23 protein-coding genes are annotated in these 23,343 nt (G+C 46.5%); 19 read left to right on the top strand and 4 right to left on the bottom strand.

Annotated elements, in window-relative coordinates; translation table 11 throughout:
- Positions 1–18: 18 nt before the first annotated feature.
- Complete coding sequence (sacB, locus tag MKY10_RS18475; protein WP_001022105.1) at positions 19–1,440, bottom strand: levansucrase; 1,422 nt, start codon at positions 1,438–1,440, stop codon at positions 19–21.
- A gap of 538 nt (positions 1,441–1,978) precedes the next feature.
- Here sacB and MKY10_RS18470 point away from each other — a divergent pair.
- From MKY10_RS18470 to padC, 4 genes are all read left to right on the top strand, one after another.
- A complete protein-coding gene (locus MKY10_RS18470) occupies positions 1,979–3,334 on the top strand; it encodes a serine hydrolase (protein ID WP_015251172.1) in 1,356 nt (451 codons plus the stop codon).
- Positions 3,335–3,349: 15 nt separating this feature from the next.
- Complete coding sequence (racX, locus tag MKY10_RS18465) at positions 3,350–4,033, top strand: broad specificity amino-acid racemase RacX (RefSeq protein WP_015251173.1); 684 nt, start codon at positions 3,350–3,352, stop codon at positions 4,031–4,033.
- A gap of 131 nt (positions 4,034–4,164) precedes the next feature.
- Positions 4,165–4,620, top strand: a complete 456-nt coding sequence (locus MKY10_RS18460; protein WP_046160878.1) for a DUF3237 domain-containing protein — start codon at positions 4,165–4,167, stop codon at positions 4,618–4,620.
- 22 nt (positions 4,621–4,642) lie between these two features.
- Positions 4,643–5,128 carry a phenolic acid decarboxylase gene (gene padC / locus MKY10_RS18455; protein WP_015384708.1) on the top strand — a complete coding sequence of 162 codons (486 nt, stop codon included), beginning with the start codon at positions 4,643–4,645 and terminating at the stop codon, positions 5,126–5,128.
- A 27-nt stretch (positions 5,129–5,155) separates the two neighbouring features.
- Here padC and MKY10_RS18450 read toward each other — a convergent pair whose 3' ends face one another.
- From MKY10_RS18450 to slrR, 3 genes are all read right to left on the bottom strand, one after another.
- Positions 5,156–5,347, bottom strand: a complete 192-nt coding sequence (locus MKY10_RS18450; RefSeq protein ID WP_048654998.1) for a hypothetical protein — start codon at positions 5,345–5,347, stop codon at positions 5,156–5,158.
- A gap of 2 nt (positions 5,348–5,349) precedes the next feature.
- The gene (gene pnbA, locus MKY10_RS18445; RefSeq protein ID WP_048654997.1) at positions 5,350–6,819 is read right to left on the bottom strand and encodes a para-nitrobenzyl esterase; all 1,470 of its coding nucleotides are present in this window, start codon (positions 6,817–6,819) and stop codon (positions 5,350–5,352) included.
- 74 nt (positions 6,820–6,893) lie between these two features.
- Positions 6,894–7,352 carry a transcriptional regulator SlrR gene (gene slrR, locus MKY10_RS18440; protein WP_048654996.1) on the bottom strand — a complete coding sequence of 153 codons (459 nt, stop codon included), beginning with the start codon at positions 7,350–7,352 and terminating at the stop codon, positions 6,894–6,896.
- Positions 7,353–7,597: 245 nt separating this feature from the next.
- Between slrR and MKY10_RS18435 the strand changes: the two genes are divergently transcribed.
- The 15 genes from MKY10_RS18435 (at position 7,598) to MKY10_RS18365 (ending at position 23,338) form a co-directional block, all read left to right on the top strand.
- On the top strand, positions 7,598–8,302 hold the full coding sequence (locus MKY10_RS18435) for a YveK family protein (RefSeq protein ID WP_003228247.1): 705 nt from the start codon (positions 7,598–7,600) through the stop codon (positions 8,300–8,302).
- 5 nt (positions 8,303–8,307) lie between these two features.
- Positions 8,308–8,991, top strand: coding sequence for a protein tyrosine kinase EpsB (gene epsB / locus MKY10_RS18430; RefSeq protein WP_003228249.1), 684 nt, complete (start codon positions 8,308–8,310; stop codon positions 8,989–8,991).
- A 234-nt stretch (positions 8,992–9,225) separates the two neighbouring features.
- Entirely contained in the window at positions 9,226–11,046 is a 1,821-nt protein-coding gene (locus MKY10_RS18425; RefSeq protein WP_171518537.1) for a nucleoside-diphosphate sugar epimerase/dehydratase, read from the top strand.
- An 11-nt stretch (positions 11,047–11,057) separates the two neighbouring features.
- Entirely contained in the window at positions 11,058–12,203 is a 1,146-nt protein-coding gene (locus MKY10_RS18420) for a glycosyltransferase family 4 protein (protein ID WP_061891011.1), read from the top strand.
- Positions 12,200–13,036 carry a glycosyltransferase EpsE gene (epsE, locus tag MKY10_RS18415; protein ID WP_003228255.1) on the top strand — a complete coding sequence of 279 codons (837 nt, stop codon included), beginning with the start codon at positions 12,200–12,202 and terminating at the stop codon, positions 13,034–13,036. The genes MKY10_RS18420 and epsE overlap by 4 nt, the downstream gene beginning before the upstream one ends.
- Entirely contained in the window at positions 13,029–14,183 is a 1,155-nt protein-coding gene (locus MKY10_RS18410; RefSeq protein WP_038427930.1) for a glycosyltransferase family 1 protein, read from the top strand. The genes epsE and MKY10_RS18410 overlap by 8 nt, the downstream gene beginning before the upstream one ends.
- Entirely contained in the window at positions 14,180–15,283 is a 1,104-nt protein-coding gene (epsG, locus tag MKY10_RS18405; RefSeq protein WP_015251179.1) for a biofilm exopolysaccharide biosynthesis protein EpsG, read from the top strand. Before MKY10_RS18410 ends, epsG begins: the two co-directional genes overlap by 4 nt.
- A gap of 24 nt (positions 15,284–15,307) precedes the next feature.
- Entirely contained in the window at positions 15,308–16,342 is a 1,035-nt protein-coding gene (locus MKY10_RS18400; protein WP_015251180.1) for a glycosyltransferase family 2 protein, read from the top strand.
- Between the two features lie 4 nt (positions 16,343–16,346).
- Positions 16,347–17,423, top strand: a complete 1,077-nt coding sequence (locus MKY10_RS18395) for a polysaccharide pyruvyl transferase family protein (RefSeq protein WP_046160874.1) — start codon at positions 16,347–16,349, stop codon at positions 17,421–17,423.
- Positions 17,420–18,454 (top strand): glycosyltransferase, encoded by a 1,035-nt coding sequence (locus MKY10_RS18390; protein ID WP_339225978.1) that lies wholly within the window; start codon positions 17,420–17,422, stop codon positions 18,452–18,454. The genes MKY10_RS18395 and MKY10_RS18390 overlap by 4 nt, the downstream gene beginning before the upstream one ends.
- Complete coding sequence (locus MKY10_RS18385) at positions 18,451–19,968, top strand: MATE family efflux transporter (protein ID WP_048654994.1); 1,518 nt, start codon at positions 18,451–18,453, stop codon at positions 19,966–19,968. Before MKY10_RS18390 ends, MKY10_RS18385 begins: the two co-directional genes overlap by 4 nt.
- On the top strand, positions 19,965–20,573 hold the full coding sequence (locus MKY10_RS18380) for a sugar transferase (protein WP_014480945.1): 609 nt from the start codon (positions 19,965–19,967) through the stop codon (positions 20,571–20,573). Before MKY10_RS18385 ends, MKY10_RS18380 begins: the two co-directional genes overlap by 4 nt.
- Positions 20,570–21,220, top strand: coding sequence for an acetyltransferase (locus MKY10_RS18375; RefSeq protein ID WP_046160870.1), 651 nt, complete (start codon positions 20,570–20,572; stop codon positions 21,218–21,220). Before MKY10_RS18380 ends, MKY10_RS18375 begins: the two co-directional genes overlap by 4 nt.
- 4 nt (positions 21,221–21,224) lie before the next feature.
- Positions 21,225–22,391, top strand: coding sequence for an aminotransferase class I/II-fold pyridoxal phosphate-dependent enzyme (locus tag MKY10_RS18370; RefSeq protein ID WP_046160869.1), 1,167 nt, complete (start codon positions 21,225–21,227; stop codon positions 22,389–22,391).
- Complete coding sequence (locus MKY10_RS18365; RefSeq protein ID WP_046160868.1) at positions 22,370–23,338, top strand: polysaccharide pyruvyl transferase family protein; 969 nt, start codon at positions 22,370–22,372, stop codon at positions 23,336–23,338. Before MKY10_RS18370 ends, MKY10_RS18365 begins: the two co-directional genes overlap by 22 nt.
- The last annotated feature ends 5 nt before the right edge of the window (positions 23,339–23,343 follow it).

Here is a 23,343-nt window from a genome sequence, read left to right as displayed (position 1 = left end):
GCATTTTCTTTTGCGTTTTTATTTGTTAACTGTTAATTGTCCTTGTTCAAGGATGCTGTCTTTGACAACAGATGTTTTCTTGCCTTTGATGTTCAGCAGGAAGCTTGGCGCAAACGTTGATTGTTTGTCTGCGTAGAATCCTCTGTTTGTCATATAGCTTGTAATCACGACATTGTTTCCTTTCGCTTGAGGTACAGCGAAGTGTGAGTAAGTAAAGGTTACATCGTTAGGATCAAGATCCATTTTTAACACAAGGCCAGTTTTGTTCAGCGGCTTGTATGGGCCAGTTAAAGAATTAGAAACATAGCCAAGCATGTAAATATCGTTAGACGTGATGCCGTCAATCGTCATTTTTGACCCGCGGGAGTCAGTGAACAGGTACCATTTGCCGTTCATTTTAAAGACGTTCGCGCGTTCAATTTCATCTGTTACTGTGTTAGATGCAATCAGCGGTTTCATCACTTTTTTCAGTGTGTAATCATCGTTTAGCTCAATCATACCGAGAGCGCCGTTAGCTAATTCAGCAGTGCGTTTTTTATCACTTTGCAGAAGCTTTTGACTTTCTTGACGGAAGAATGATGTGCTTTTGCCATAGTATGCTTTGTTAAATAAAGATTCTTCGCCTTGGTAGCCATCTTCAGTTCCAGTGTTTGCTTCAAATACTAAGTATTTGTGGCCTTTATCTTCTACGTAGTGAGGATCTCTCAGCGTATGGTTGTCGCCTGAGCTGTAGTTGCCTTCATCGATGAACTGCTGTACATTTTGATACGTTTTGCCGTCACCGTCAAAGATTGATTTATAATCCTCTACACCGTTGATGTTCAAAGAGCTGTCTGATGCTGATACGTTAACCTGTGCAGTTGTCAGTGTTTGTTTGCCGTAATGTTTACCGGAGAAATCAGTGTAGAATAAACGGATTTTTCCGTCAGATGTAAATGTGGCTGAACCTGACCATTCTTGCGTTTGGTCTTTTAGGATAGAATCATTTGCATCGAATTTGTCGCTGTCTTTAAAGACGCGGCCAGCGTTTTTCCAGCTGTCAATAGAAGTTTCGCCGACTTTTTGATAGAACATGTAAATCGATGTGTCATCCGCATTTTTAGGATCTCCGGCTAATGCAAAGACGATGTGGTAGCCGTGATAGTTTGCGACAGTGCCGTCAGCGTTTTGTAATGGCCAGCTGTCCCAAACGTCCAGGCCTTTTGCAGAAGAGATATTTTTAATTGTGGACGAATCGAATTCAGGAACTTGATATTTTTCATTTTTTTGCTGTTCAGGGATTTGCAGCATATCATGGCGTGTAATATGGGAAATGCCGTATGTTTCCTTATATGGCTTTTGGTTCGTTTCTTTCGCAAACGCTTGAGTTGCGCCTCCTGCCAGCAGTGCGGTAGTAAAGGTTAATACTGTTGCTTGTTTTGCAAACTTTTTGATGTTCATCGTTCATGTCTCCTTTTTTATGTACTGTGTTAGCGGTCTGCTTCTTCCAGCCCTCCTGTTTGAAGATGGCAAGTTAGTTACGCACAATAAAAAAAGACCTAAAATATGTAAGGGGTGACGCCAAAGTATACACTTTGCCCTTTACACATTTTAGGTCTTGCCTGCTTTATCAGTAACAAACCCGCTCGATTTACTTTTCGACCTCATTCTATTAGACTCTCGTTTGGATTGCAACTGGTCTATTTTCCTCTTTTGTTTGATAGAAAATCATAAAAGTATTTACGGTCTACGGGCCTAAAGAACTAAAAAATCTATCTGTTTCTTTTCATTCTCTGTATTTTTTATAGCTTCTGTTGCATGGGCATAAAGTTGCCTTTTTAATCACAATTCAGAAAATATCATAATATCTCATTTCACTAAATAGTAGTGAACGACAGGTATACGTGATGGGTTAAAAAGGATCTCTAACTAAAGGGTTTTTCAAAATATTTGAAACGTTAGTAGGTTAGTAACGTACAGAGATATGGGAGGTGGAGGAATGAAGCAGAATAAAAGAAAGCATCTTCAGACGTTATTTGAGACATTAGGCGAAAAACATCAGTTTAACGGGACGGTTCTGGCTGCGGAGGGTGGCGATATTTTATATCACCACTCTTTTGGCTATGCGGAAATGACGGAAAAACGCCCGTTGAAAACCAACTCTTTGTTTGAGTTAGCGTCTTTGTCAAAGCCTTTTACAGCATTGGGAATCATCTTGCTGGAGGAGAAGGGGATTCTTGGCTATGAGGATAAAGTGGATCGCTGGCTGCCCGGTTTTCCGTATCAGGGCGTAACGATTCGGCATTTATTGAACCATACGTCAGGGCTTCCTGATTATATGGGATGGTTTTTTGCCAATTGGGATTCACACAAGATTGCGGTGAATCAGGATATTGTCGATATGCTGATGAATGAGGGGCTATCTGGTTATTTTGAACCGAATGAAGGCTGGATGTACAGCAATACGGGGTATGTGCTGCTGGCGGTTATCATTGAAAAAGCATCTGGCATGAGCTATGCGGATTTTATGAAAACAAGTATTTTTTTACCGGCAGGCATGAATGAAACAAGAGTGTATAACAGGAGGCTTTCGCCTGAGCGAATTGATCATTATGCATATGGATATGTGTATGATGTACATTCCGAAACATACGTCCTCCCTGATGAGCTGGAGGAAACGAACTATGTTGTGTATCTCGATGGCATACAGGGGGATGGGACCGTGAACTCTGTCACAAGCGATTTGTTTCGATTTGATCAGGCTTTATATCAGGACGATTTCATCAGCAAGGCTTCTAAGGAATCTGCGTTTTCTCCAGTGCGCCTCAACAATGGAGAAACAATTGATTATGGCTTTGGCTGGGTACTGCAAAATAGTCCTAAAAAAGGGCGGATTGTCAGCCACAGCGGAGGATGGCCCGGCTATTCGACGTTGATGATCCGATATATCGATCATCGTAAAACGCTGATCTATTTGAGTAATAAGGAAGAGGATACTGAATATGAACAAGCGATTCTGAAGGCGGCGGAACATATTCTATTTGGCCAGCCATATGAGGTCCCGGAACGTCCTGCTGATAAAAAGAAAAAAGCAATTGATACGGCGATATACAGCCGCTATGTTGGCAGCTACCTGTTGCAGGATGGAACGGCTGCACAGGTGACAGCCGAGAATGAACGGCTTTATTTGGAGATCACCGGACAGCTGAGACTGGAGTTATTTCCTTCCTCGGAAACCCGTTTCTTTCTGCGAGCATTGTCTGTTGAAGTCGAGTTTATGTTAGGCGGGGATGCTGCGAAAAGCTTTATCCTCTATGAGGATGGCTCAGAAGAAGAAGCGGTCCGTACAAATTAGAAAGGAATGAATTTGATGATCGGAATATTAGCCGGAATGGGGCCGAAATCGACCTCGCCGTTTATTGATAAGGTGATTGATTACTGTCAGAAGCTGTATGGGGCTTCAAACGATATTGACTACCCGCACATGATGATCTATTCATGCCCGACGCCCTTCTATGCAGATCGTCCAATTGACCATGACGAGATGAAAAAAGCGATTATCGACGGAGCGGTAAAGCTCGAGAAAACAGGCGTGGATTTCATTGCGCTGCCTTGTAATACGGCGCATGTCTACTATGAAGAGATTCAGCAGGCATTGTCGGTTCCTATGTTGCATATCGTTGAGGAAACGATAAAAGAGATTCCGCATCCTGCAAAAAAAGCGGTGGTTTTAGGAACAGAGCCAACCATCCAATCCGCCATCTACCAAAAAGTTCTGAAGGCAAATGGACAAGAAGTTGTTCACAAGGACCATTGGCAGCAGGCTGTGAACCAGCTTATCGCCGCAATCAAACAGCCAAATCATATGCAGCATTCAAAAGCATTGTGGCAGACGCTATATGAAGAAATCAGTCAGCATGCAGACATCATCATTTCAGCCTGCACGGATTTAAATGCGGTGTTAGATCATACTCAAAGTGAGATTCCGATTATAGATTCCTCTGCCTGTCTTGCCAAAAGCACTGTCAGCACATATCTTGCTTATCAAAGCTAGCTTCAGACAAGGACTGTCTTCAAACAGTCCTTGTTTTTTTATGTTCCTATTGTTTGACAGTTAACTGCAATGATGTTAAAGTAAACATGTAAATAGTTACATGATTTTTTTCTGAAGGTGAGGTGGTTCTCGTGAAGAAGCCGGTTTTAAAACCATTCGCCTCTTTAGAAATCAAGGTTGATCCGCCTATCACGATTGGTGAGACAAGCCTGGGACTGAGACGATTCATTCCGATTCGTTCGGGAACAATAACCGGGGAAGTAAAGGGACGTATTTTGCCGAGCGGTGCCGATTCGCAAATGATTCGCGCTGACGGCAGAACCGATTTATCTGCCAGGTATGTGATCGAAACAGCAGATCATGAACTGATTTACATTGAAAACAATGGAATACGGCAAGTCAGCGAGCCGTTTCGAAAACAAGCGGCAGCCGGGGAAATTATTGATCCGGAGCATGTTTATTTCCGTACGGTACCGACGTTTGAAACAGGCAGTGAAGCCTATCAATGGCTCCATGACCGCTTGTTTATCGGTTCCGCAGAAAGAACCCCTGATTACGTTCGACTAGACATTTATGAAGTGCAGTAAAAGACTAAGGAGAGTGTGAAAAATGGAAAACTTTATCGGAAGCCACATGATTTATACGTATGAAAACGGCTGGGAATACGAGATTTATATTAAAAATGACCATACAATTGATTATAGAATTCATAGCGGAATGGTTGCCGGACGCTGGGTTCGGGATCAGGAAGTGAATATTGTCAAACTGACAGAAGGCGTATATAAAGTGTCTTGGACAGAGCCGACTGGCACGGATGTTTCATTAAACTTTATGCCAAATGAAAAACGCATGCACGGCATTATTTTCTTCCCGAAATGGGTGCATGAACATCCTGAAATTACGGTTTGCTACCAAAATGACCACATTGATTTGATGGAAGAATCCCGCGAAAAATATGAAACGTATCCAAAATACGTTGTACCTGAATTTGCGGAAATTACATTTCTGAAAAATGAAGGAGTCGACAACGAAGAAGTGATTTCGAAGGCTCCTTATGAGGGAATGACAGACGATATTCGCGCGGGAAAATTATAATAAACATAAAAAACCCGGAAAAGAGAATTACTTCTCTTTTCCGGGTTTTCTTTTTGCTGAGTATGCGGGAACCATCACAATTCCCGCGAAAAACAGTATGATGCCAGTCCAGCACATAGGCTGGTAATAGACTGTGTCCCGTAAACATACCACGGCCGACAAAATAATGATACAAGCTGCCACAACAATGGCAGCACCAATGTATCCTGTTTTCCCCATATTTATTCTCCTTTTGAAGGGAATAGCTTCTGCCTTTTTTCAGATTCGGGATCGTTTTCGATCGTAATCTCTGAGTCTAAAATCAGCGTCTCTCTCGTTTCTTCATGATACGCCGGCCAATTCACAGCTTCGGTGCTTGGGTTTCCTGTTTTAGCGAACGTGATCCACGCTGATTGTATCGTGTGAGAAAGCTGTTTCACCTCATCCGTAATCTCCGCTTTTGCCATTCGTTCCAATCCGTCCAGATTTCCAAAGACAAAAGGAAGCTCTAATGCGTGAAACGCTTTATTGTACGGCGGCTTCTCCGGGTGCCAATCGAACCTGTACATCCAGACAGGGGTGTAATGAGACTGTGCGGATGCATAGGCGACGGCAGGGCGCCAAAATAATAAATCAGTCATCATATGAATTTGGCTTTCCAGAGAACGCGGATACAAATCGGCAGCTTTCTCTGCCAGCGGCTTCCCTAGTAAATACTCGAGTGCTGCATCAAGCGTTTCCTGAGAATGAACGTCTGAATCCGGGGTGAAAAATAAATATCCTTCATCACGGGTTGTTCCAATCAATAGCGGAATGCCGGAAGCAGCCCCTTCTGCGATCGCTTTTTCTGGTTCTTCAGGCAGCGTTTTTGGATCAAGGGCGGGCTGGAAGAACAGCTGAAAGATATTTTCTTTTTCTGCAATCCGAAGCTGATCAGCCGCTTTTAGCAAATCTTCCGCAGAAACCGTATGCAATTTATCCAGTTGGCCCTCGTTAATCCCAAGGACCTGTAAAAAGGCTGCCGAGGTGCTCGCCGCTTGTTCTTTCGTCATCGTTCGAGAAGCGCCGCTTTCCATGATTGCTTTCTGGAACAGTCCTTTTGCCGCAGGCATAGTGAGAAGCGCGGCAATGCTCATCCCGCCGGCGGATTCTCCAAATACTGTTACGTTATCGGGATCACCGCCAAACGCTGAGATATTCTCTCGCACCCATTTCAGTGCGGCGGCTTGGTCTAAAAGCCCAAGGTTATCGGAATACGCCTCATCAAATGAAGACAAGTGCAAAAAGCCAAACGGCCCCAGCCGATAGTTCAGTGTAACGACAATGACCTCTCCCTGCGCCGCAAGTTTTGATCCGTCATACAATGGCTCACTGCCTGCGCCGAGATAAAAAGCGCCTCCGTGAATCCAAACCATGACAGGCAGGTTTTGGCTTGGAGTGTCAGGCGCAAATACATTGACAAACAAGCAATCCTCGGACTGGCGGGGCAACTCAGCATACGACAGTGAGAGCAAATCAGACGGCTGCGGGCAAACAGGGCCGTACGCTGTGGCATCAAGGACATCTTCCCACACTTCAGGCGGCTCAGGTGCTTTAAAACGCCATTGTCCGACAGGCGGCTTGGCATAGGGGATGCCTTTCCACTTATGTACGCCGTTTTCCGTTGTGCCTTTTACTTTGCCGTATTGAGTCGTTACTATTTGATGAGTCATTGTGTCCTCTCCCTTTTTCCCCCATTATAAACAGATTTACCCTATAGATGCGAACGTTAGCCCTTAACCGATCATCATCTTCCCATTGTTTTTAAAAAGGATTTGACTTCATGGACAGTCAAGCCGATTTCTCTTGCTTCCGCCATCAGCGCTTTCCATTCTTCTATATTGGATTCCGTCAGTTTGCGGTTGCGGTAAGAGGCAGTTTCAGGCTGTTCTTTCTTTAGCCTGTTCGTAAAAGTGAACAATTCTTCCTTTTCCATCCCGGCTTGTACGGCTTCCACTAAATGTACGCGCCATTCTTCTTCACCGCCGCTGATTTTTTCATACATCATTGTTTCTGCGTCAAATAATTCTGTTAATTCAACTTCCAGGGTGGCAGAAACTTTTTTTAAAAATTGAACGGACGGATTCGTGTGAACGCCTCTTTCAATCTTGCTTAAATAGGATTTGGATACGCCTGACTCAACAGCCAGCTGATTAATAGAATAGCCTTTTCTTTTACGGTACAAACGGATAATTCTTCCAATCATAATATGAAATTCTCCTCTATTCCTGTCGTTATTTCGTTCATTATAAGGAATTTTCCGTTCTTTATAAAATTTAAAATAATAAGGGAAGTGCAGTAAATTAGAGGAAAATCATGATTTTGTTCTCTAAAGAGAACTTATTGGCTTATTTTGCAATTTTTAAATAATAACGTTTTCTTTTATAATCCAATCATTAACAGAAAGGGGCGCGGGAAGCCAGCCGCGGGAAGGCTGAAGGCTATGAATACATGAATGAGAATATGAGTTTCAAAGAATTATATGCGATTGTCAGACACAGATTCGTGCTGATTCTGCTCATCACAATCGGCGTCACCCTTATTATGGGTTTTGTGCAATTTAAGGTCATTTCACCGACCTACCAGGCGTCGACACAGGTGCTGGTTCATGAATCAGACGGTGAAGAAAACTCGAATCTCAGTGACATCCAGCGAAATCTTCAGTATAGCAGCACGTTCCAATCGATTATGAAAAGCACTGCCTTGATGGAAGAAGTTAAGGCGGAATTGCACCTATCTGAATCGGCTTCCTCGCTGAAAGGAAAAGTGGTTACCAGCAGTGAAAATGAATCAGAAATAATCAACGTTGCCGTTCAGGATCACGATCCGGCGAAAGCAGCTGAGATTGCGAACACGTTAGTGAACAAGTTTGAAAAAGAAGTAGATGAAAGAATGAATGTACAAGGCGTACATATATTATCAGAGGCGAAGGCTTCTGAAAGCCCGATGATCAAGCCGGCCAGGCTGCGAAATATGGTCATGGCTTTTGGCGCTGCTGTCATGGGCGGCATTACACTGGCATTTTTTCTGCATTTTCTCGATGATACATGCAAAAGCGCACGGCAGCTCAGCGAGAGAACCGGATTGCCATGCTTAGGCTCCGTTCCTGATGTCCACAAAGGGCGGAATCGCGGGATAAAACATTTCGGGGAGTGAAGCGAGTGATCTTTAGAAAAAAGAAAGCAAGGCGAGGTTTGGCTCAAATATCTGTTTTACACAATAAATCAGTTGTTGCGGAACAATATCGCACCATTCGGACAAACATTGAGTTCTCATCTGTCCAGACCAACTTGCGATCTATCCTCGTCACCTCCTCTGTGCCTGGTGAAGGTAAATCGTTCAGTGCAGCGAATCTTGCGGCTGTCTTTGCGCAGCAGCAGGAAAAGAAAGTACTGCTGGTGGATGCCGATTTAAGAAAGCCGACCATCAACCAGACGTTTCAGGTTGATAATGTAACCGGGCTGACAAATGTGCTGGTCGGCAATGCTTCACTCAGTGAGACGGTGCAAAAGACGCCGATCGATAACTTATATGTACTGACAAGCGGGCCGACCCCGCCAAACCCGGCAGAACTGTTGTCTTCAAAAGCAATGGGAGATTTAATATCTGAGATCTATGAACAATTCAGCCTCGTCATCTTTGATTCCCCTCCTCTTTTGGCTGTTGCAGATGCTCAGATTCTAGCAAATCAGACAGACGGCAGCGTGCTCGTCGTTTTAAGCGGAAAAACAAAAACCGATACCGTTCTGAAAGCAAAAGATGCACTGGAACAATCCAATGCGAAGCTGTTAGGCGCTCTTTTAAACAAAAAGAAAATGAAAAAATCGGAACACTATTCCTACTAGTTTTTGTAAAGGTGATGTCTCCTGACCTGTATCAATGGAGGCACTCGGCTCTGCTGTGGGCAGCTGAAGTTGCTGCCTTAGATGCTGGTCGTCGCTGGCGGGGCGTGAGGATGGGTTAAATGCCCACTTATCTCATATATACATAGGAGGTATTGTCGGTTTAGCTGCTGCCGATTTTTTGGAGAGACGAAAACCGCCGCAGCTAAACCGATAAAAGAATTAGGGGGGAAAAGGTTGAGTTACCGGAGAAGACTGTCAATGATTATTGCGCTGGATACTTACCTCGTTTTAAATTCAGTTATTGCAGGATATCAATTTTTAAAAGATTCCTATCAATTTTATGACTCCGGAGCATTACTGCTTACCGCTGTCAGCTTGCTCCTCAGCTATCATGTGTGTGCTTTCCTGTTCAATCAGTATAAACAGGTGTGGACATACACCGGACTCGGCGAGCTGATTGTCCTGCTTAAGGGCATTACGCTTTCCGCCGCTGTGACCGGTATCATTCAGTATGCTGTGTATCATACGATGTTCTTCCGTCTGTTAACCGCGTGCTGGGTGCTTCAGCTTTTGTCTATTGGAGGGACCCGTATTTTATCCAGAGTATTAAACGAAAGCATCAGGAAAAAACGTTGCGCCTCGTCCCGCGCGCTGATTATCGGGGCGGGCTCAGGTGGGACTCTGATGGTCAGGCAGCTGCTTTCGAAAGATGAACCTGATATCATACCTGTCGCTTTTATTGATGACGACCAAACGAAGCATAAATTAGAAATTATGGGACTGCCCGTAATCGGCGGTAAAGAAAGTATCATGCCTGCGGTGCAAAAGCTCAAAATTAATTATATTATTATTGCCATTCCTTCACTCCGCACCCATGAGCTTCAGGTGTTATATAAAGAATGTGTGCGAACCGGAGTAAGCATTAAAATTATGCCTCATTTTGATGAAATGCTGCTTGGCACACGAACTGCAGGACAAATCAGAGATGTAAAAGCTGAGGACTTGCTCGGCAGAAAGCCGGTAACCCTCGACACTAGCGAAATTTCGAACCGCATCAAAGGAAAAACAGTTCTCGTCACGGGAGCGGGCGGATCAATCGGCTCGGAAATCTGCCGTCAGATCAGCGCGTTTCAGCCTAAGGAAATTATTCTGCTCGGCCATGGGGAAAACAGCATTCATTCGATTTATACAGAGCTGAACGGACGATTCGGCAAACACATTGTGTTCCATACGGAAATCGCTGATGTGCAGGACCGCGATAAAATGTTTACCTTGATGAAAAAATACGAGCCGCATGTTGTCTATCATGCAGCTGCCCATAAGCATGTGCCTTTAATGGAACACAATCCAGAAGAGGCGGTCAAAAACAATATTATCGGAACAAAAAATGTCGCGGAAGCAGCCGATATGTCGGGAACAGAGACATTCGTGCTGATTTCATCGGACAAAGCGGTGAACCCAGCCAACGTAATGGGGGCGACAAAACGATTCGCAGAGATGATTATTATGAATCTAGGGAAAGTCAGCAGAACCAAATTTGTCGCTGTTCGCTTCGGCAATGTACTCGGGAGCCGCGGCAGCGTCATTCCAATTTTCAAAAAACAGATTGAAAAAGGCGGCCCGGTGACAGTAACACATCCGGCAATGACCCGCTATTTCATGACGATTCCCGAGGCATCAAGGCTTGTGATTCAGGCTGGGGCACTGGCGAAAGGGCGTCAGATTTTCGTTCTCGATATGGGAGAGCCCGTAAAGATTGTGGATCTTGCCAAAAACCTCATTCATTTGTCCGGCTACACGACTGAGCAGGTTCCAATCGAATTCACAGGCATTCGTCCGGGCGAAAAAATGTATGAAGAATTGCTGAACAAAAATGAAGTCCATGCTGAACAAATCTTTCCAAAAATTCACATCGGTAAAGCGGTGGACGGCGATTGGCCGGTGCTGATGCGCTTTATCGAGGATTTTCATGAGCTGCCGGAAGCCGACCTGAGAGCGAGGCTGTTTGCGGCAATCAATACATCAGAAGAAATGACGGCTGCCAGCGTTCATTAGGGGGAGTGAAAATGACGAAAAAGATATTGTTTTGCGCGACTGTTGATTATCATTTTAAGGCCTTTCACCTCCCTTATTTTAAATGGTTCAAACAAATGGGCTGGGAGGTTCATGTCGCTGCGAACGGACAAACCAAGCTGCCGTATGTGGATGAGAAATTCTCCATCCCGATTCGCAGGTCACCTTTTGATCCTCAGAACCTGGCCGTTTATAGGCAGCTGAAGAAAGTGATTGACACCTATGAATACGACATTGTCCATTGCCATACACCGGTCGGCGGCGTTCTCGCCAGACTGGCGGCGAGGCAGGCACGGCGGCACGGAACAAAGGTGCTGTACACAGCGCACGGATTTCACTTCTGCAAAGGAGCACCAATGAAAAATTGGTTTCTTTACTATCCGATCGAGAAATGGCTTTCAGCATATACGGACTGCCTGATTACGATTAATGAAGAGGATTATAAACGGGCGAAAGGACTTCAAAGGCCGGGCGGAAGGACGCAGAAAATTCACGGCATTGGCGTCAATACCGAGCGTTTCCGGCCTGTCAGTCCGATAGAGCAGCAAAGACTCAGAGAAAAGCACGGGTTCCGTGAAGATGATTTTATATTGGTTTATCCGGCTGAGCTCAATCTGAACAAAAACCAGAAGCAGTTAATTGAAGCCGCAGCCTTGCTAAAAGAAAAAATTCCCTCACTCCGCCTTGTGTTTGCCGGGGAAGGGGCAATGGAACATACGTATCAAACGTTAGCTGAAAAGCTTGGTGCCTCCGCCAATGTCTGTTTTTACGGCTTTTGCAGCGACATACATGAGTTGATTCAGCTTGCGGATGTATCTGTCGCATCCAGCATTAGAGAAGGCCTCGGTATGAATGTGCTTGAGGGAATGGCGGCAGAAAAACCGGCGATCGCCACAGATAATCGCGGGCATCGGGAAATCATTCGCGACGGAGAAAACGGTTTTCTGATCAAAATCGGTGACAGTGCTGCTTTTGCCCGCCGGATTGAACAGCTTTACCATAAGCCGGAGCTCTGCCGAAAGCTGGGACAGGAAGGCCGAAAAACAGCCTTGCGCTTCTCGGAGGCGCGAACGGTGGAAGAAATGGCAGATATTTATTCCGCGTACATGGATATGGATACAAAGGAGAAAAGCGTATGAACTCAGGACCGAAAGTTTCTGTCATTATGGGCATTTATAATTGCGAACGCACATTGGCAGAAAGCATAGAATCCATACTCAGCCAATCCTATAAAAATTGGGAGCTGATTTTGTGCGATGATGCGTCAACAGACGGCACGCTCCGTATCGCGAAGCAGTATGCCGCTCATTACAGCGACCGCATCAAACTGATTCAAAACAAAACAAATAAGCGGCTTGCCGCATCATTAAATCATTGTCTTTCGCATGCGACAGGCGATTATATCGCACGTCAGGATGGAGATGACCTTTCGTTTCCGCGCCGTCTGGAAAAGCAGGTCGCGTTTTTAGAAAAGCACCGACACTATCAGGTGGTTGGCACCGGCATGCTTGTGTTTGATGAATTTGGCGTAAGAGGCACCCGCATTCTGCCTTCTGTTCCGGAGCCGGGCATCATGGCAAAAGGGACTCCATTTTGCCACGGCACGATTATGATGAGGGCGAGTGCCTACCGCACGCTGAAAGGCTACCGGTCGGTGCGGCGGACGAGACGAATGGAAGATATTGATTTGTGGCTTCGCTTTTTTGAAGAGGGCTTCAGGGGCTATAATCTTCAGGAAGCCTTGTATAAAGTGAGGGAAGACAGCGATGCATTCAAACGGCGGTCATTTACGTATTCAATTGACAATGCCATCCTTGTCTATCAGGCGTGCAGACGCTTGAAGCTTCCTTTATCTGATTACATATATATCGCAAAACCGTTAATCCGCGCGTTTATGCCTGCAGCCGTGATGAATCGCTACCATAAAAAAAGAGTGATGAACCAAAAGGAAGGGCTTGTCAAGCATGAATAGCAGCCAAAAGCGCGTACTCCATGTTCTCAGTGGCATGAACAGGGGCGGCGCGGAAACCATGGTAATGAATTTATATCGGAAGATGGACAAAAGCAAAGTGCAATTTGATTTTTTAACGTATCGAAATGATCCGTGCGCTTATGATGAAGAGATTTTATCTTTAGGCGGGCGGCTTTTTTATGTCCCGAGCATTGGGCAAAGCAATCCCCTTACATTTGTGAGGAATGTGAGAAACGCGATAAAAGAAAACGGGCCGTTCAGCGCCGTTCATGCGCACACGGATTTCCAAACGGGTTTTATCGCCCTTGCGGCAAGGCTCGCCGGAGTGCCGGTCAGGGTATGCCATTCCCACAATACGTCTTGGAAGACCGGCTTCAATTGGAAGGATCGATTGCAGCTGCTCGTGTTCAGGCGGCTCATTTTGGCAAATGCGACAGCGCTATGTGCCTGCGGAGAGGATGCGGGCAGGTTTTTATTTGGACAGTCCAACATGGAGCGGGAGCGTGTTCACCTTCTTCCTAACGGGATTGACCTTGAGTTATTCGCCCCAAATGGGCAGGCGGCTGATGAAGAAAAAGCAGCACGCGGCATTGCAGCCGACCGGCTCATCATTGGCCATGTGGCCCGGTTTCATGAAGTGAAAAACCACGCGTTCCTGCTGAAGCTTGCCGCACATCTCAAGGAAAGAGGCGTTCGCTTTCAGCTCGTTCTGGCGGGAGACGGGCCGTTGCGCGGGGAGATAGAGGAGGAGGCGCGCCGGCAGAATCTGCTATCAGATGTTCTCTTTTTAGGCACTGAAGAACGGATCCATGAATTGATGCGCACATTTGATGTGTTTGTCATGCCGTCTCTGTACGAAGGCTTGCCGGTTGTGCTTGTGGAAGCGCAGGCGTCGGGGCTTCCATGCATCATTTCAGACAGCATTACAGAAAAAGTCGACGCCGGTCTCGGGCTTGTCACAAGATTAAGTCTTTCTGAACCGATCAGCGTCTGGGCTGAAACCATTGCAAGGGCGGCCGCCGCAGGCAGGCCGAAGCGTGAGTTCATCAAAGAAACACTCGCTCAACTTGGCTACGATGCACAGCAAAATGTAGGAGCGCTGCTGAATGTATACAACATCAGCACGGAAAAGGACCATAACCGATGATTGTATATGCCGTCAATATGGGGATTGTATTTATTTGGTCTTGGTTCGCTAAAATGTGCGGCGGCCGTGACGATTCGCTTGCCACGGGGTATCGGCCGAATAAGCTTTTGATCTGGATTCCGCTCGCTTCACTTGTGCTCGTGTCAGGTCTCCGCTATCGAGTCGGCACGGATTTTCAGACGTACACGCTGCTGTACGAATTGGCGGGCGATTATCAAAATGTGTGGCAGATATTCGGTTTCGGCACAGCGAAAACAGCGACAGATCCGGGGTTTACCGCACTCCTTTGGCTGATGAATTTCATCACGGAAGATCCTCAAATCATGTATTTTACGGTGGCGGTCGTGACCTACAGCTTTATTATGAAGACACTCGCCAACTATGGCAGGCCGTTTGAGCTGAGTGTCTTTTTGTTTTTGGGAACCTTTCATTACTACGCGTCTTTTAACGGCATCAGGCAATACATGGTCGCAGCTGCTTTGTTTTGGGCGGTCCGTTATATCATCAGCGGGAACTGGAAGCGATATTTCCTGATTGTGCTGGTCAGCTCGCTCTTTCATTCGTCGGCGCTGATTATGATTCCGGTGTACTTTATTGTCAGAAGAAAAGCCTGGTCTCCGGCGATATTCGGCCTATCCGCTTTATTTCTCGGCATGACATTTTTATATCAAAAATTTATTTCTGTGTTTGTCGTTGTACTTGAAAACAGCTCATACAGCCATTATGAAAAATGGCTCATGACGAACACAAATGGAATGAATGTGATCAAAATCGCTGTTTTGGTTCTGCCGCTGTTCCTTGCATTTTGCTATAAAGAACGATTGCGGAGTCTGTGGCCGCAAATCGATATTGTCGTCAATTTGTGCCTGCTTGGTTTTTTGTTCGGCCTTTTGGCCACAAAGGACGTGATTTTTGCCAGATTCAATATTTATTTCGGTCTGTATCAAATGATCTTAGTCCCTTATTTTGTCAGGATATTTGATGAAAAATCGAACGCCCTTATCTATATCGCTATCGTTGTTTGTTATTTTCTTTACAGTTATTTGCTTATGCCGGTTGATTCATCCGTTCTGCCTTACAGAACGATTTTTTCCCGGTAATTTATGCAAGAGGAGCCGGTCATTATGGAAACACCTGCGGTTAGTCTGTTAGTCGCTGTTTATAACACAGAAACATATATCAGAACGTGTCTCGAATCACTGCGGAACCAGACAGTGGACAATATAGAAATCATCATTGTTAATGACGGTTCAGCAGACGCCAGTCCGGATATCGCCGAAGAATACGCCAAAATGGACAACAGGTTCAAGGTGATTCATCAGAAGAACCAGGGTCTCGGTGCGGTTCGGAATAAAGGCATTGAGGCGGCACGCGGCGAATTTATCGCGTTTATCGATTCAGACGATTGGATTGAGCCTGATTATTGCGAGCAGATGCTCCGGGCAGCAGGCGATGAAACTGATCTGGTCATTTGCAATTACGCCGCAGAGTTTGAGGACACTGGCAAAACCATGGACTCTGACATTGCCCAAACCTATCAGGATCAGCCGAAGGAGCACTATATCAAGGCGTTATTCGAAGGGAAGGTCAGAGGGTTTTCATGGAACAAACTGTACAGAAGAAGCATGATTGAAGCCCATCGGCTATCGTTTCCGCTCCGAGGCGAGCTGGAGCATGTCGAGGATCAGTTTTTCAGCTTCAGGGCTCATTTTTTCGCCCGCTCAGTAGCCTACGTAAAAACGCCGCTCTATCATTACCGAATTCACCTTTCCTCCATTGTGCAGCGCTATCAGAAAAAATTGTTTGAATCAGGACTTGCGCTGTATGAGGCGAATGCGGCGTTTTTACAGGAGAACAACAAACTGGAGGAGTATCGCAAGGAGCTTGATACCTTTATCGTTCTTCACAGCAGCATCTGCATGCTGAATGAATGGAAAACGAGCGGCAGCCGCCGGCTGTTTGAAAAGCTTAGAAATGTTGGCGTGATATGCGCGGACCCGGTGTTTCAAGAAAGTCTTTCAAAAACGGGTACCGCTCCTTTTGACGCAAAACGGTCATGCCTGCTTCTGATGGCGAAATACAGAATGATTCCGTTCGTCGCTATGGCATCGGCTGTGTATCAGCGGGTGATCGAGTACAAAATGAGAAACAGAGGGTGAGGACATGTCGTTACAATCGTTGAAAATCAATTTTGCAGAATGGCTGCTGCTAAAGGTCAAATACCCGTCCCAATATTGGCTGGGAGCGGCAGATCAACCGGTAAAGGCCGCAGCACATCAGAAAAAAATCATACTGACCCTGCTGCCGTCCCATGACAATTTGGGAGATCACGCAATTGCTTATGCCAGCAAGGCATTTCTTGAGCAAGAATACCCGGACTTTGACATCGTCGAGGTTGATATGAAGGACATTTACAAATCAGCAAAAAGCCTGATCCGCTCGCGCCATCCGGAGGATATGGTCTTTATCATCGGCGGCGGAAACATGGGGGATTTATACCGTTATGAGGAGTGGACGCGCCGCTTCATCATTAAAACATTCCGTGACTATCGGGTTGTCCAGCTTCCGGCAACGGCTCATTTTTCTGACACGAAAAAGGGGCGCAAAGAGCTGAAACGGGCACAGAAAATTTATAATTCGCACCCCGGCCTGTTGCTGATGGCACGGGATGAAACAACGTATCAATTTATGAAACAGCATTTTCAAGAAAAAATAATTTTGAAACAGCCGGACATGGTGCTGTATTTAGACAGAAGCAAGACCCCCGCAGAACGCGAAGGGGTTTATATGTGTTTGCGCGAGGATCAGGAAAGCGTGCTTCAGGAGGACCAGAGGAACCGGGTCAAGGCTGCGCTATTTGAGGAATTCGGCGAGATCAAATCCTTTACGACAACGATCGGCCGCCGGGTCAGCCGCGATACACGCGAACATGAACTTGAAGCACTGTGGTCTAAGCTGCAAAGCGCAGAAGCCGTCGTCACTGACAGGCTTCATGGCATGATTTTTTGCGCGCTGACAGGAACGCCGTGTGTTGTCATTCGCTCCTTTGACCATAAGGTAATGGAGGGCTATCAATGGCTTAAAGACATCCCGTTCATGAAGCTGATAGAACATCCGGAGCCAGAGCGCGTAACAGCCGCAGTCAATGAGCTTTTAACAAAAGAAACACCCCGTGCAGGCTTTCCGAGAGATGTGTATTTTAAAGGTCTGCGTGACAAAATCAGCGGTGAAGCGCAATGATCCCGCTCGTCAGCATTATTGTCCCGATGTATAATGTTGAACCATTTATAGAAGAGTGCATTGATTCTTTGCTTCGTCAAACGCTTTCTGATATTGAAATCATCCTCGTGAATGACGGAACACCGGATCGTTCAGGCGAAATTGCAGAGGACTATGCAAAACGGGATGCGAGAATCCGGGTCATTCATCAGGCAAATGGCGGGCTTAGTTCAGCGCGAAATACGGGAATACAGGCCGCGCGGGGCACTTACATCGGCTTTGTAGACGGAGACGATTATGTATCATCCGCCATGTTCCAGAGGCTGGCTGAAGAAGCGGAGCAAAATCGGCTCGACATCGTCGGCTGCGGTTTTTACAAACAGTCATCGGACAGGCGGACATATGTGCCGCCGCAGCTTGAGGCAAACCGCGTGCTGACAAAACGAGAAATGACTGAACGGCTTAAACATGCTCACGAAACGAGATTTATCTGGTATGTATGGCGTTATCTTTACCGTCGTGAGCTTTTTGAAAGGGCGAATCTGTTGTTTGATGAAAACATCCGTTTTGTTGAAGACTCTCCCTTCAATTTGTCCGCTTTTTACGAAGCGGAGCGGGTGAAAATGCTTGATGAAGGATTGTACATTTATCGTGAAAATCCGAACAGCCTGACAGAAATTCCTTATAAGCCGGCGATGGATGAACATCTTCAAAAACAATATCAGGCTAAAATCGCATTCTACAATCACTACGGCTTAGCAGGCGCATGCCAAGAAGATTTGAATGTGTACATTTGCAGGCACCAGCTTCCGATGCTTTTGGCAAATGCCTGTGCTTCTCCGAATTCGCCGAAAGACATCAAAAAGAAGATCAGACAGATTTTATCCTATGACATGGTGCGGCAGGCTGTCAGACATACACCGTTTCAGCATGAGAAATTATTAAGAGGAGAGCGTTTGGTATTAGCACTGTGTAAATGGCGGATCACTTTTCTCATCAAGCTGTTTTTCGAGCAGCGGGGGAAAATGAAAGGCAGTGCGAAGCAGGCATGAAATTCACGATAAATTTCAGCGCTAATCTCACGGCTTTTCTGTTGTCTGTTTTCCTATCGGTTTGGATGACGCCTTTTATTGTCAGTACGCTTGGTGTGGAAGCGTTTGGCTTTGTTCACTTGACACAAAATGTGATTAATTACTTTTCGGTTATCACCGTGGCGCTCAGCTCGGTTGTCGTTCGATTCTTTTCTGTTGCTGCCCACAGGGGAGAGCGGGAGAAAGCAAATGCGTATATCAGCAATTATTTAGCGGCCTCTGTTTTGATTTCATTGCTGCTCTTGCTGCCGCTTGCGGGTTCGGCTTTTTTTATTGACCGCGTCATGAATGTGCCGCAAGCGCTTTTGGCAGATGTGCGCTTGTCGATTTTGATCGGCAGTTTGCTGTTTATTTTAACGTTTCTGATGGCGGGTTTCGGTGCTGCACCATTTTATGCCAACCGCCTTTATATCACCAGTTCCATTCAGGCGGTGCAAATGCTTATACGGGTGCTGTCTGTGCTGCTCCTGTTTGCATGCTTTGCGCCGAAAATCTGGCAGATCCAGCTTGCAGCTTTAGCTGGTGCTGTCATTGCGTCTGTGCTGTCTTTCTATTTCTTCAAAAAGCTGATTCCGTGGTTTTCGTTTCGTATGAAGGATCTTTCATTCCGCACAAGCAAGGAGCTGTTTCAAGCGGGCGCATGGAGCTCCGTCAATCAAATCGGCGTCCTGCTTTTTTTGCAGATTGATCTGTTAACCGCCAATTTGATGCTGGGGGCGTCCGCATCCGGGAAATACGCGGCGATTATCCAGTTTCCGCTGCTTTTGCGCAGCTTGGCCGGAACGGTCGCATCCCTGTTTGCGCCTATCATGACTTCATATTATTCAAAAGGCGATATGGAAGGGTTGATGAATTACGCCAATAAGGCAGTAAGGCTCAATGGTCTTTTGCTTGCACTTCCTGCTGCCTTATTGGGCGGATTGGCGGGACCTTTTTTGACAATCTGGCTCGGACCGTCCTTTTCAACGATAGCACCGCTTTTATTTATTCATGCCGGATACTTGGTTGTCAGCCTCGCCTTTATGCCGCTGTTTTATATATGGACCGCTTTTAATCAACAAAAAACACCGGCGATTGTTACCCTGCTGTTAGGTGCGGTGAATGTGGTGCTGGCGGTCACGCTGAGCGGGCCGGCTCATCTCGGTCTGTACGGCATAACGTTGGCAGGGGCCATTTCTCTTATTTTAAAAAATGCCATCTTTACGCCGCTTTATGTATCCCGCATTACAGGCTACAAAAAGCACGTTTTCTTTAAAGGCATCATCGGGCCTCTATCAGCCGCTGTGTTTGCCTGGACGGTCTGTAAGGCAATTCAGTTCGTTGTGAAGGTTGACGGATGGCCGTCACTGATAGCGACGGGAGTGACAGTCAGCTTTTGCTACGCTGTTTTCGCTTTTATGCTCGTTTGTACAAAAGAGGAAAGACAGCTGGTATTAAAACGGTTTCGAAAAACGAAAGGAGCTGTGAATCTTTGATCCTGAAACGACTTTTTGATCTGACGGCCGCCATTTTTTTGTTGTGCTGTACGAGTGTGATCATTCTGTTCACCATCGCCGTTGTCAGGCTGAAAATAGGATCACCTGTCTTCTTTAAGCAAGTAAGGCCAGGCCTGCACGGCAAACCGTTCACCCTATATAAGTTCCGGACAATGACGGATGAACGGGACAGTGAGGGAAATCTGCTGCCTGATGAAGTCCGGCTGACGAAAACGGGCAGGCTGATCAGAAAGCTGAGCATTGATGAGCTTCCGCAGCTCCTGAATGTCCTGAAGGGCGATCTTAGCCTTGTCGGGCCGCGGCCGCTTTTGATGGACTATCTGCCTCTTTATACAGAAAAACAGGCACGGCGCCATGAGGTGAAGCCGGGTATCACAGGCTGGGCGCAAATCAATGGCAGAAACGCGATTTCCTGGGAAAAGAAATTTGAATTAGATGTATGGTACGTTGACAACCGGTCATTTTTTCTCGATTTGAAAATTTTATGTTTGACGGTGCGAAAGGTCCTTGTTTCAGAAGGGATTCAGCAAACCAATCATGTGACCGCGGAACGGTTTACCGGAAGCGGAGATGTGTCCTCATGAAAAACGTGGCCATTGTGGGTGACGGCGGACACGGAAAGGTGATCAGAGAGCTGATAAACGCCCGCTCAGATACGCGCTTAGCCGCGGTGCTGGATGATAAATTCAAAACGTTCGAAGGCGGAAAAGAATGGTACACAGGACCGCCGGAAGCCGTTACTGAACTGCGCAGGCTCATTCCTGATGTGCTGTTTCTGATTGCTGTTGGGAATAACAGTGTCAGAAAACAGCTGGCGGAGCGACTGGGACTGAGGAAAGATGATTTTATTACATTGATTCACCCGTCAGCCATCGTCAGCAGGTCGGCTGTCATTGGGGAAGGGACAGTGATTATGGCGGGCGCGATCATTCAGGCGGATGCGCGCATCGGCGCTCATTGCATCATCAATACGGGTGCAGTGGCAGAGCACGACAATCAAATCAGCGATTACGTTCATCTGTCCCCGCGTGTCACGCTGTCAGGAGCGGTTTCCGTTCAGGAAGGCGCTCACGTCGGAACTGGTGCATCCGTCATACCGCAGATCATAATCGGGGCTTGGAGCATTGTCGGAGCCGGCTCCGCGGTGATCCGTCCCATACCGGACAGGGTAACGGCGGCCGGTGCTCCGGCACGCATCATTTCTTCCATTCAAACATCAAACAAAGGATGATTCTATGCATAAAAAAATCTACTTATCTCCCCCTCATATGAGCGGCAGGGAGCAGCACTATATTTCGGAAGCCTTTCGCTCAAACTGGATTGCGCCGCTTGGGCCGCTCGTGAATTCATTTGAAGAACAGCTGGCAGAACGAGTCGGTGTAAAAGCAGCTGCTGCGGTCAGCTCAGGAACGGCGGCGATTCATCTCGCGCTGCGTTTACTTGAGGTAAAAGAAGGTGACAGCGTGTTTTGCCAGTCCTTCACATTTGTAGCAACCGCCAATCCGATTCTATATGAAAAAGCGGTGCCCGTCTTTATTGATTCTGAGCCTGATACGTGGAATATGTCGCCGACAGCCCTTGAAAGAGCATTGGAGGAAGCGAAAAGAAATGGAACACTGCCAAAAGCGGTGATTGCCGTCAATCTATATGGGCAGAGCGCGAAAATGGATGAAATCGTAAGTCTGTGCGATGCATACGGAGTTCCTGTCATTGAGGACGCAGCCGAATCTCTCGGAACAGTCTATAAAGGGAAGCAAAGCGGAACATTCGGGCGCTTCGGCATTTTTTCATTTAACGGGAACAAAATCATTACCACATCAGGGGGAGGGATGCTCGTTTCAAATGATGAAGCCGCAATTGAAAAAGCAAGATTTCTCGCTTCGCAGGCACGAGAGCCGGCTGTTCATTATCAGCACAGTCAAATTGGACATAATTACAGGCTGAGCAATATCTTAGCCGGCGTCGGCATTGCCCAGCTTGAGGTGCTGGATGAGCGAGTGGAGACAAGAAGGACCATTTTCACGAGATACAAAAATGCGCTCGGTCACATAGACGGCGTCCGCTTTATGCCGGAGTACGCAGCAGGCGTATCCAATCGCTGGCTCACCACGCTCACACTTGATAACGGGCTCAGCCCATATGACATAGTTCAACGTCTTGCTGAAGAAAACATTGAAGCCCGTCCGCTGTGGAAGCCGCTCCATACCCAGCCGCTATTCGATCCGGCTTTATTTTATTCTCATGAAGATACAGGAAGCGTATGCGAAGATTTGTTCAAGCGAGGAATCTGTCTCCCATCGGGGTCCAATATGACAGAAGATGAGCAAGACCGGGTCATTGAAGTGCTACTGCACTTATTCCAAACTGCCGAGGTGAAGAAATGGACAGCAAGCATTCGATGATCAGCCTGAAACAGAAACTGTCCGGGCTGCTCGACGTCATACCGAAACAATCAGAGATTATATATGCTGACTATCCTCTATATGGGAATGTAGGGGATTTATTTATTATGAAAGGAACAGAAGCCTTCTTTAAAGAACACGGGATTCGGGTCAGAAAACGCTGGAATCCTGACAATTTTCCAGTCGGGCGAAAGCTGGATCCTCATCTCATCATCGTCTGCCAGGGAGGCGGAAACTTCGGGGATCTGTATCCGTATTATCAAGGCTTTAGAGAGAAAATCGTCCAAACCTATCCGAACCACAAAATTGTGATCCTGCCGCAATCGATTTATTTTCAAAACAAAGACAACCTCAAACGGACGGCAGAGATATTTTCTAAGCATGCGAACCTTCACATTATGACAAGGGAAAAAGCCTCCTATGCTACGGCGCAGGCTTATTTTTCAAGAAATCACATTCAGCTTCTGCCTGATATGGCTCATCAGCTGTTTCCCGTCATTCCCACGCAGCAGCCGTCCAATCAAAAGCTGAGATTTATCCGAACAGATCATGAAGCAAACCAGGCGCTTCAGGAACACGCAGAAGCGGAAAGCTACGACTGGCGCACGGTGCTGTCAGCTTCAGACCGCCGGACGATTGCTTTTCTCCAAACGCTGAACGTCCTGAATAAAAAAGCAGGCAACCCTTTGCCCATTGCGTATATATGGGAAAAATACTCGGATTATATCGTCCAAAAAGCCATTCGGTTTTTCAGCCGTTACGAATCGGTGGAAACATCAAGGCTGCACGGCCACATCTTGTCTTCTCTTCTTCAAAAAGAAAACACGGTCATTGATAATTCCTATGGGAAAAACGCCAATTACTTTCATACCTGGATGGAAGGAGTGCCGAGCACCCGGCTCATCCAGCACGCCTCAAAGAAGGAAAACCTTCCTGCTCACATGTGAGCGGA

This window comes from Bacillus sp. FSL P4-0290 (genome assembly GCF_037975435.1).
Taxonomy (GTDB): Bacteria; Bacillota; Bacilli; order Bacillales; family Bacillaceae; genus Bacillus; species Bacillus subtilis.
The sequence above is the reverse complement of the archived record's forward strand: the minus strand, read 5'-3'. Positions and strand labels throughout refer to the sequence as shown.

What these genes read in the sequence shown, in the direction of transcription:
- MKY10_RS18410 (WP_038427930.1), top strand. Translation starts at nt 13,029, where the DNA reads ATGAATAGCAGCCAAAAGCGCGTACTCCATGTTCTCAGTGGCATGAAC.
- MKY10_RS18470 (WP_015251172.1), top strand. Translation starts at nt 1,979, where the DNA reads ATGAAGCAGAATAAAAGAAAGCATCTTCAGACGTTATTTGAGACATTA.
- epsG (WP_015251179.1), top strand. Translation starts at nt 14,180, where the DNA reads ATGATTGTATATGCCGTCAATATGGGGATTGTATTTATTTGGTCTTGG.
- MKY10_RS18420 (WP_061891011.1), top strand. Translation starts at nt 11,058, where the DNA reads ATGACGAAAAAGATATTGTTTTGCGCGACTGTTGATTATCATTTTAAG.
- racX (WP_015251173.1), top strand. Translation starts at nt 3,350, where the DNA reads ATGATCGGAATATTAGCCGGAATGGGGCCGAAATCGACCTCGCCGTTT.
- slrR (WP_048654996.1), bottom strand. Translation starts at nt 7,352, where the DNA reads ATGATTGGAAGAATTATCCGTTTGTACCGTAAAAGAAAAGGCTATTCT.
- sacB (WP_001022105.1), bottom strand. Translation starts at nt 1,440, where the DNA reads ATGAACATCAAAAAGTTTGCAAAACAAGCAACAGTATTAACCTTTACT.
- MKY10_RS18450 (WP_048654998.1), bottom strand. Translation starts at nt 5,347, where the DNA reads ATGGGGAAAACAGGATACATTGGTGCTGCCATTGTTGTGGCAGCTTGT.
- MKY10_RS18370 (WP_046160869.1), top strand. Translation starts at nt 21,225, where the DNA reads ATGCATAAAAAAATCTACTTATCTCCCCCTCATATGAGCGGCAGGGAG.
- epsE (WP_003228255.1), top strand. Translation starts at nt 12,200, where the DNA reads ATGAACTCAGGACCGAAAGTTTCTGTCATTATGGGCATTTATAATTGC.
- MKY10_RS18435 (WP_003228247.1), top strand. Translation starts at nt 7,598, where the DNA reads ATGAATGAGAATATGAGTTTCAAAGAATTATATGCGATTGTCAGACAC.
- MKY10_RS18375 (WP_046160870.1), top strand. Translation starts at nt 20,570, where the DNA reads ATGAAAAACGTGGCCATTGTGGGTGACGGCGGACACGGAAAGGTGATC.
- MKY10_RS18385 (WP_048654994.1), top strand. Translation starts at nt 18,451, where the DNA reads ATGAAATTCACGATAAATTTCAGCGCTAATCTCACGGCTTTTCTGTTG.
- pnbA (WP_048654997.1), bottom strand. Translation starts at nt 6,819, where the DNA reads ATGACTCATCAAATAGTAACGACTCAATACGGCAAAGTAAAAGGCACA.
- MKY10_RS18390 (WP_339225978.1), top strand. Translation starts at nt 17,420, where the DNA reads ATGATCCCGCTCGTCAGCATTATTGTCCCGATGTATAATGTTGAACCA.
- MKY10_RS18395 (WP_046160874.1), top strand. Translation starts at nt 16,347, where the DNA reads ATGTCGTTACAATCGTTGAAAATCAATTTTGCAGAATGGCTGCTGCTA.
- MKY10_RS18400 (WP_015251180.1), top strand. Translation starts at nt 15,308, where the DNA reads ATGGAAACACCTGCGGTTAGTCTGTTAGTCGCTGTTTATAACACAGAA.
- padC (WP_015384708.1), top strand. Translation starts at nt 4,643, where the DNA reads ATGGAAAACTTTATCGGAAGCCACATGATTTATACGTATGAAAACGGC.
- MKY10_RS18365 (WP_046160868.1), top strand. Translation starts at nt 22,370, where the DNA reads ATGGACAGCAAGCATTCGATGATCAGCCTGAAACAGAAACTGTCCGGG.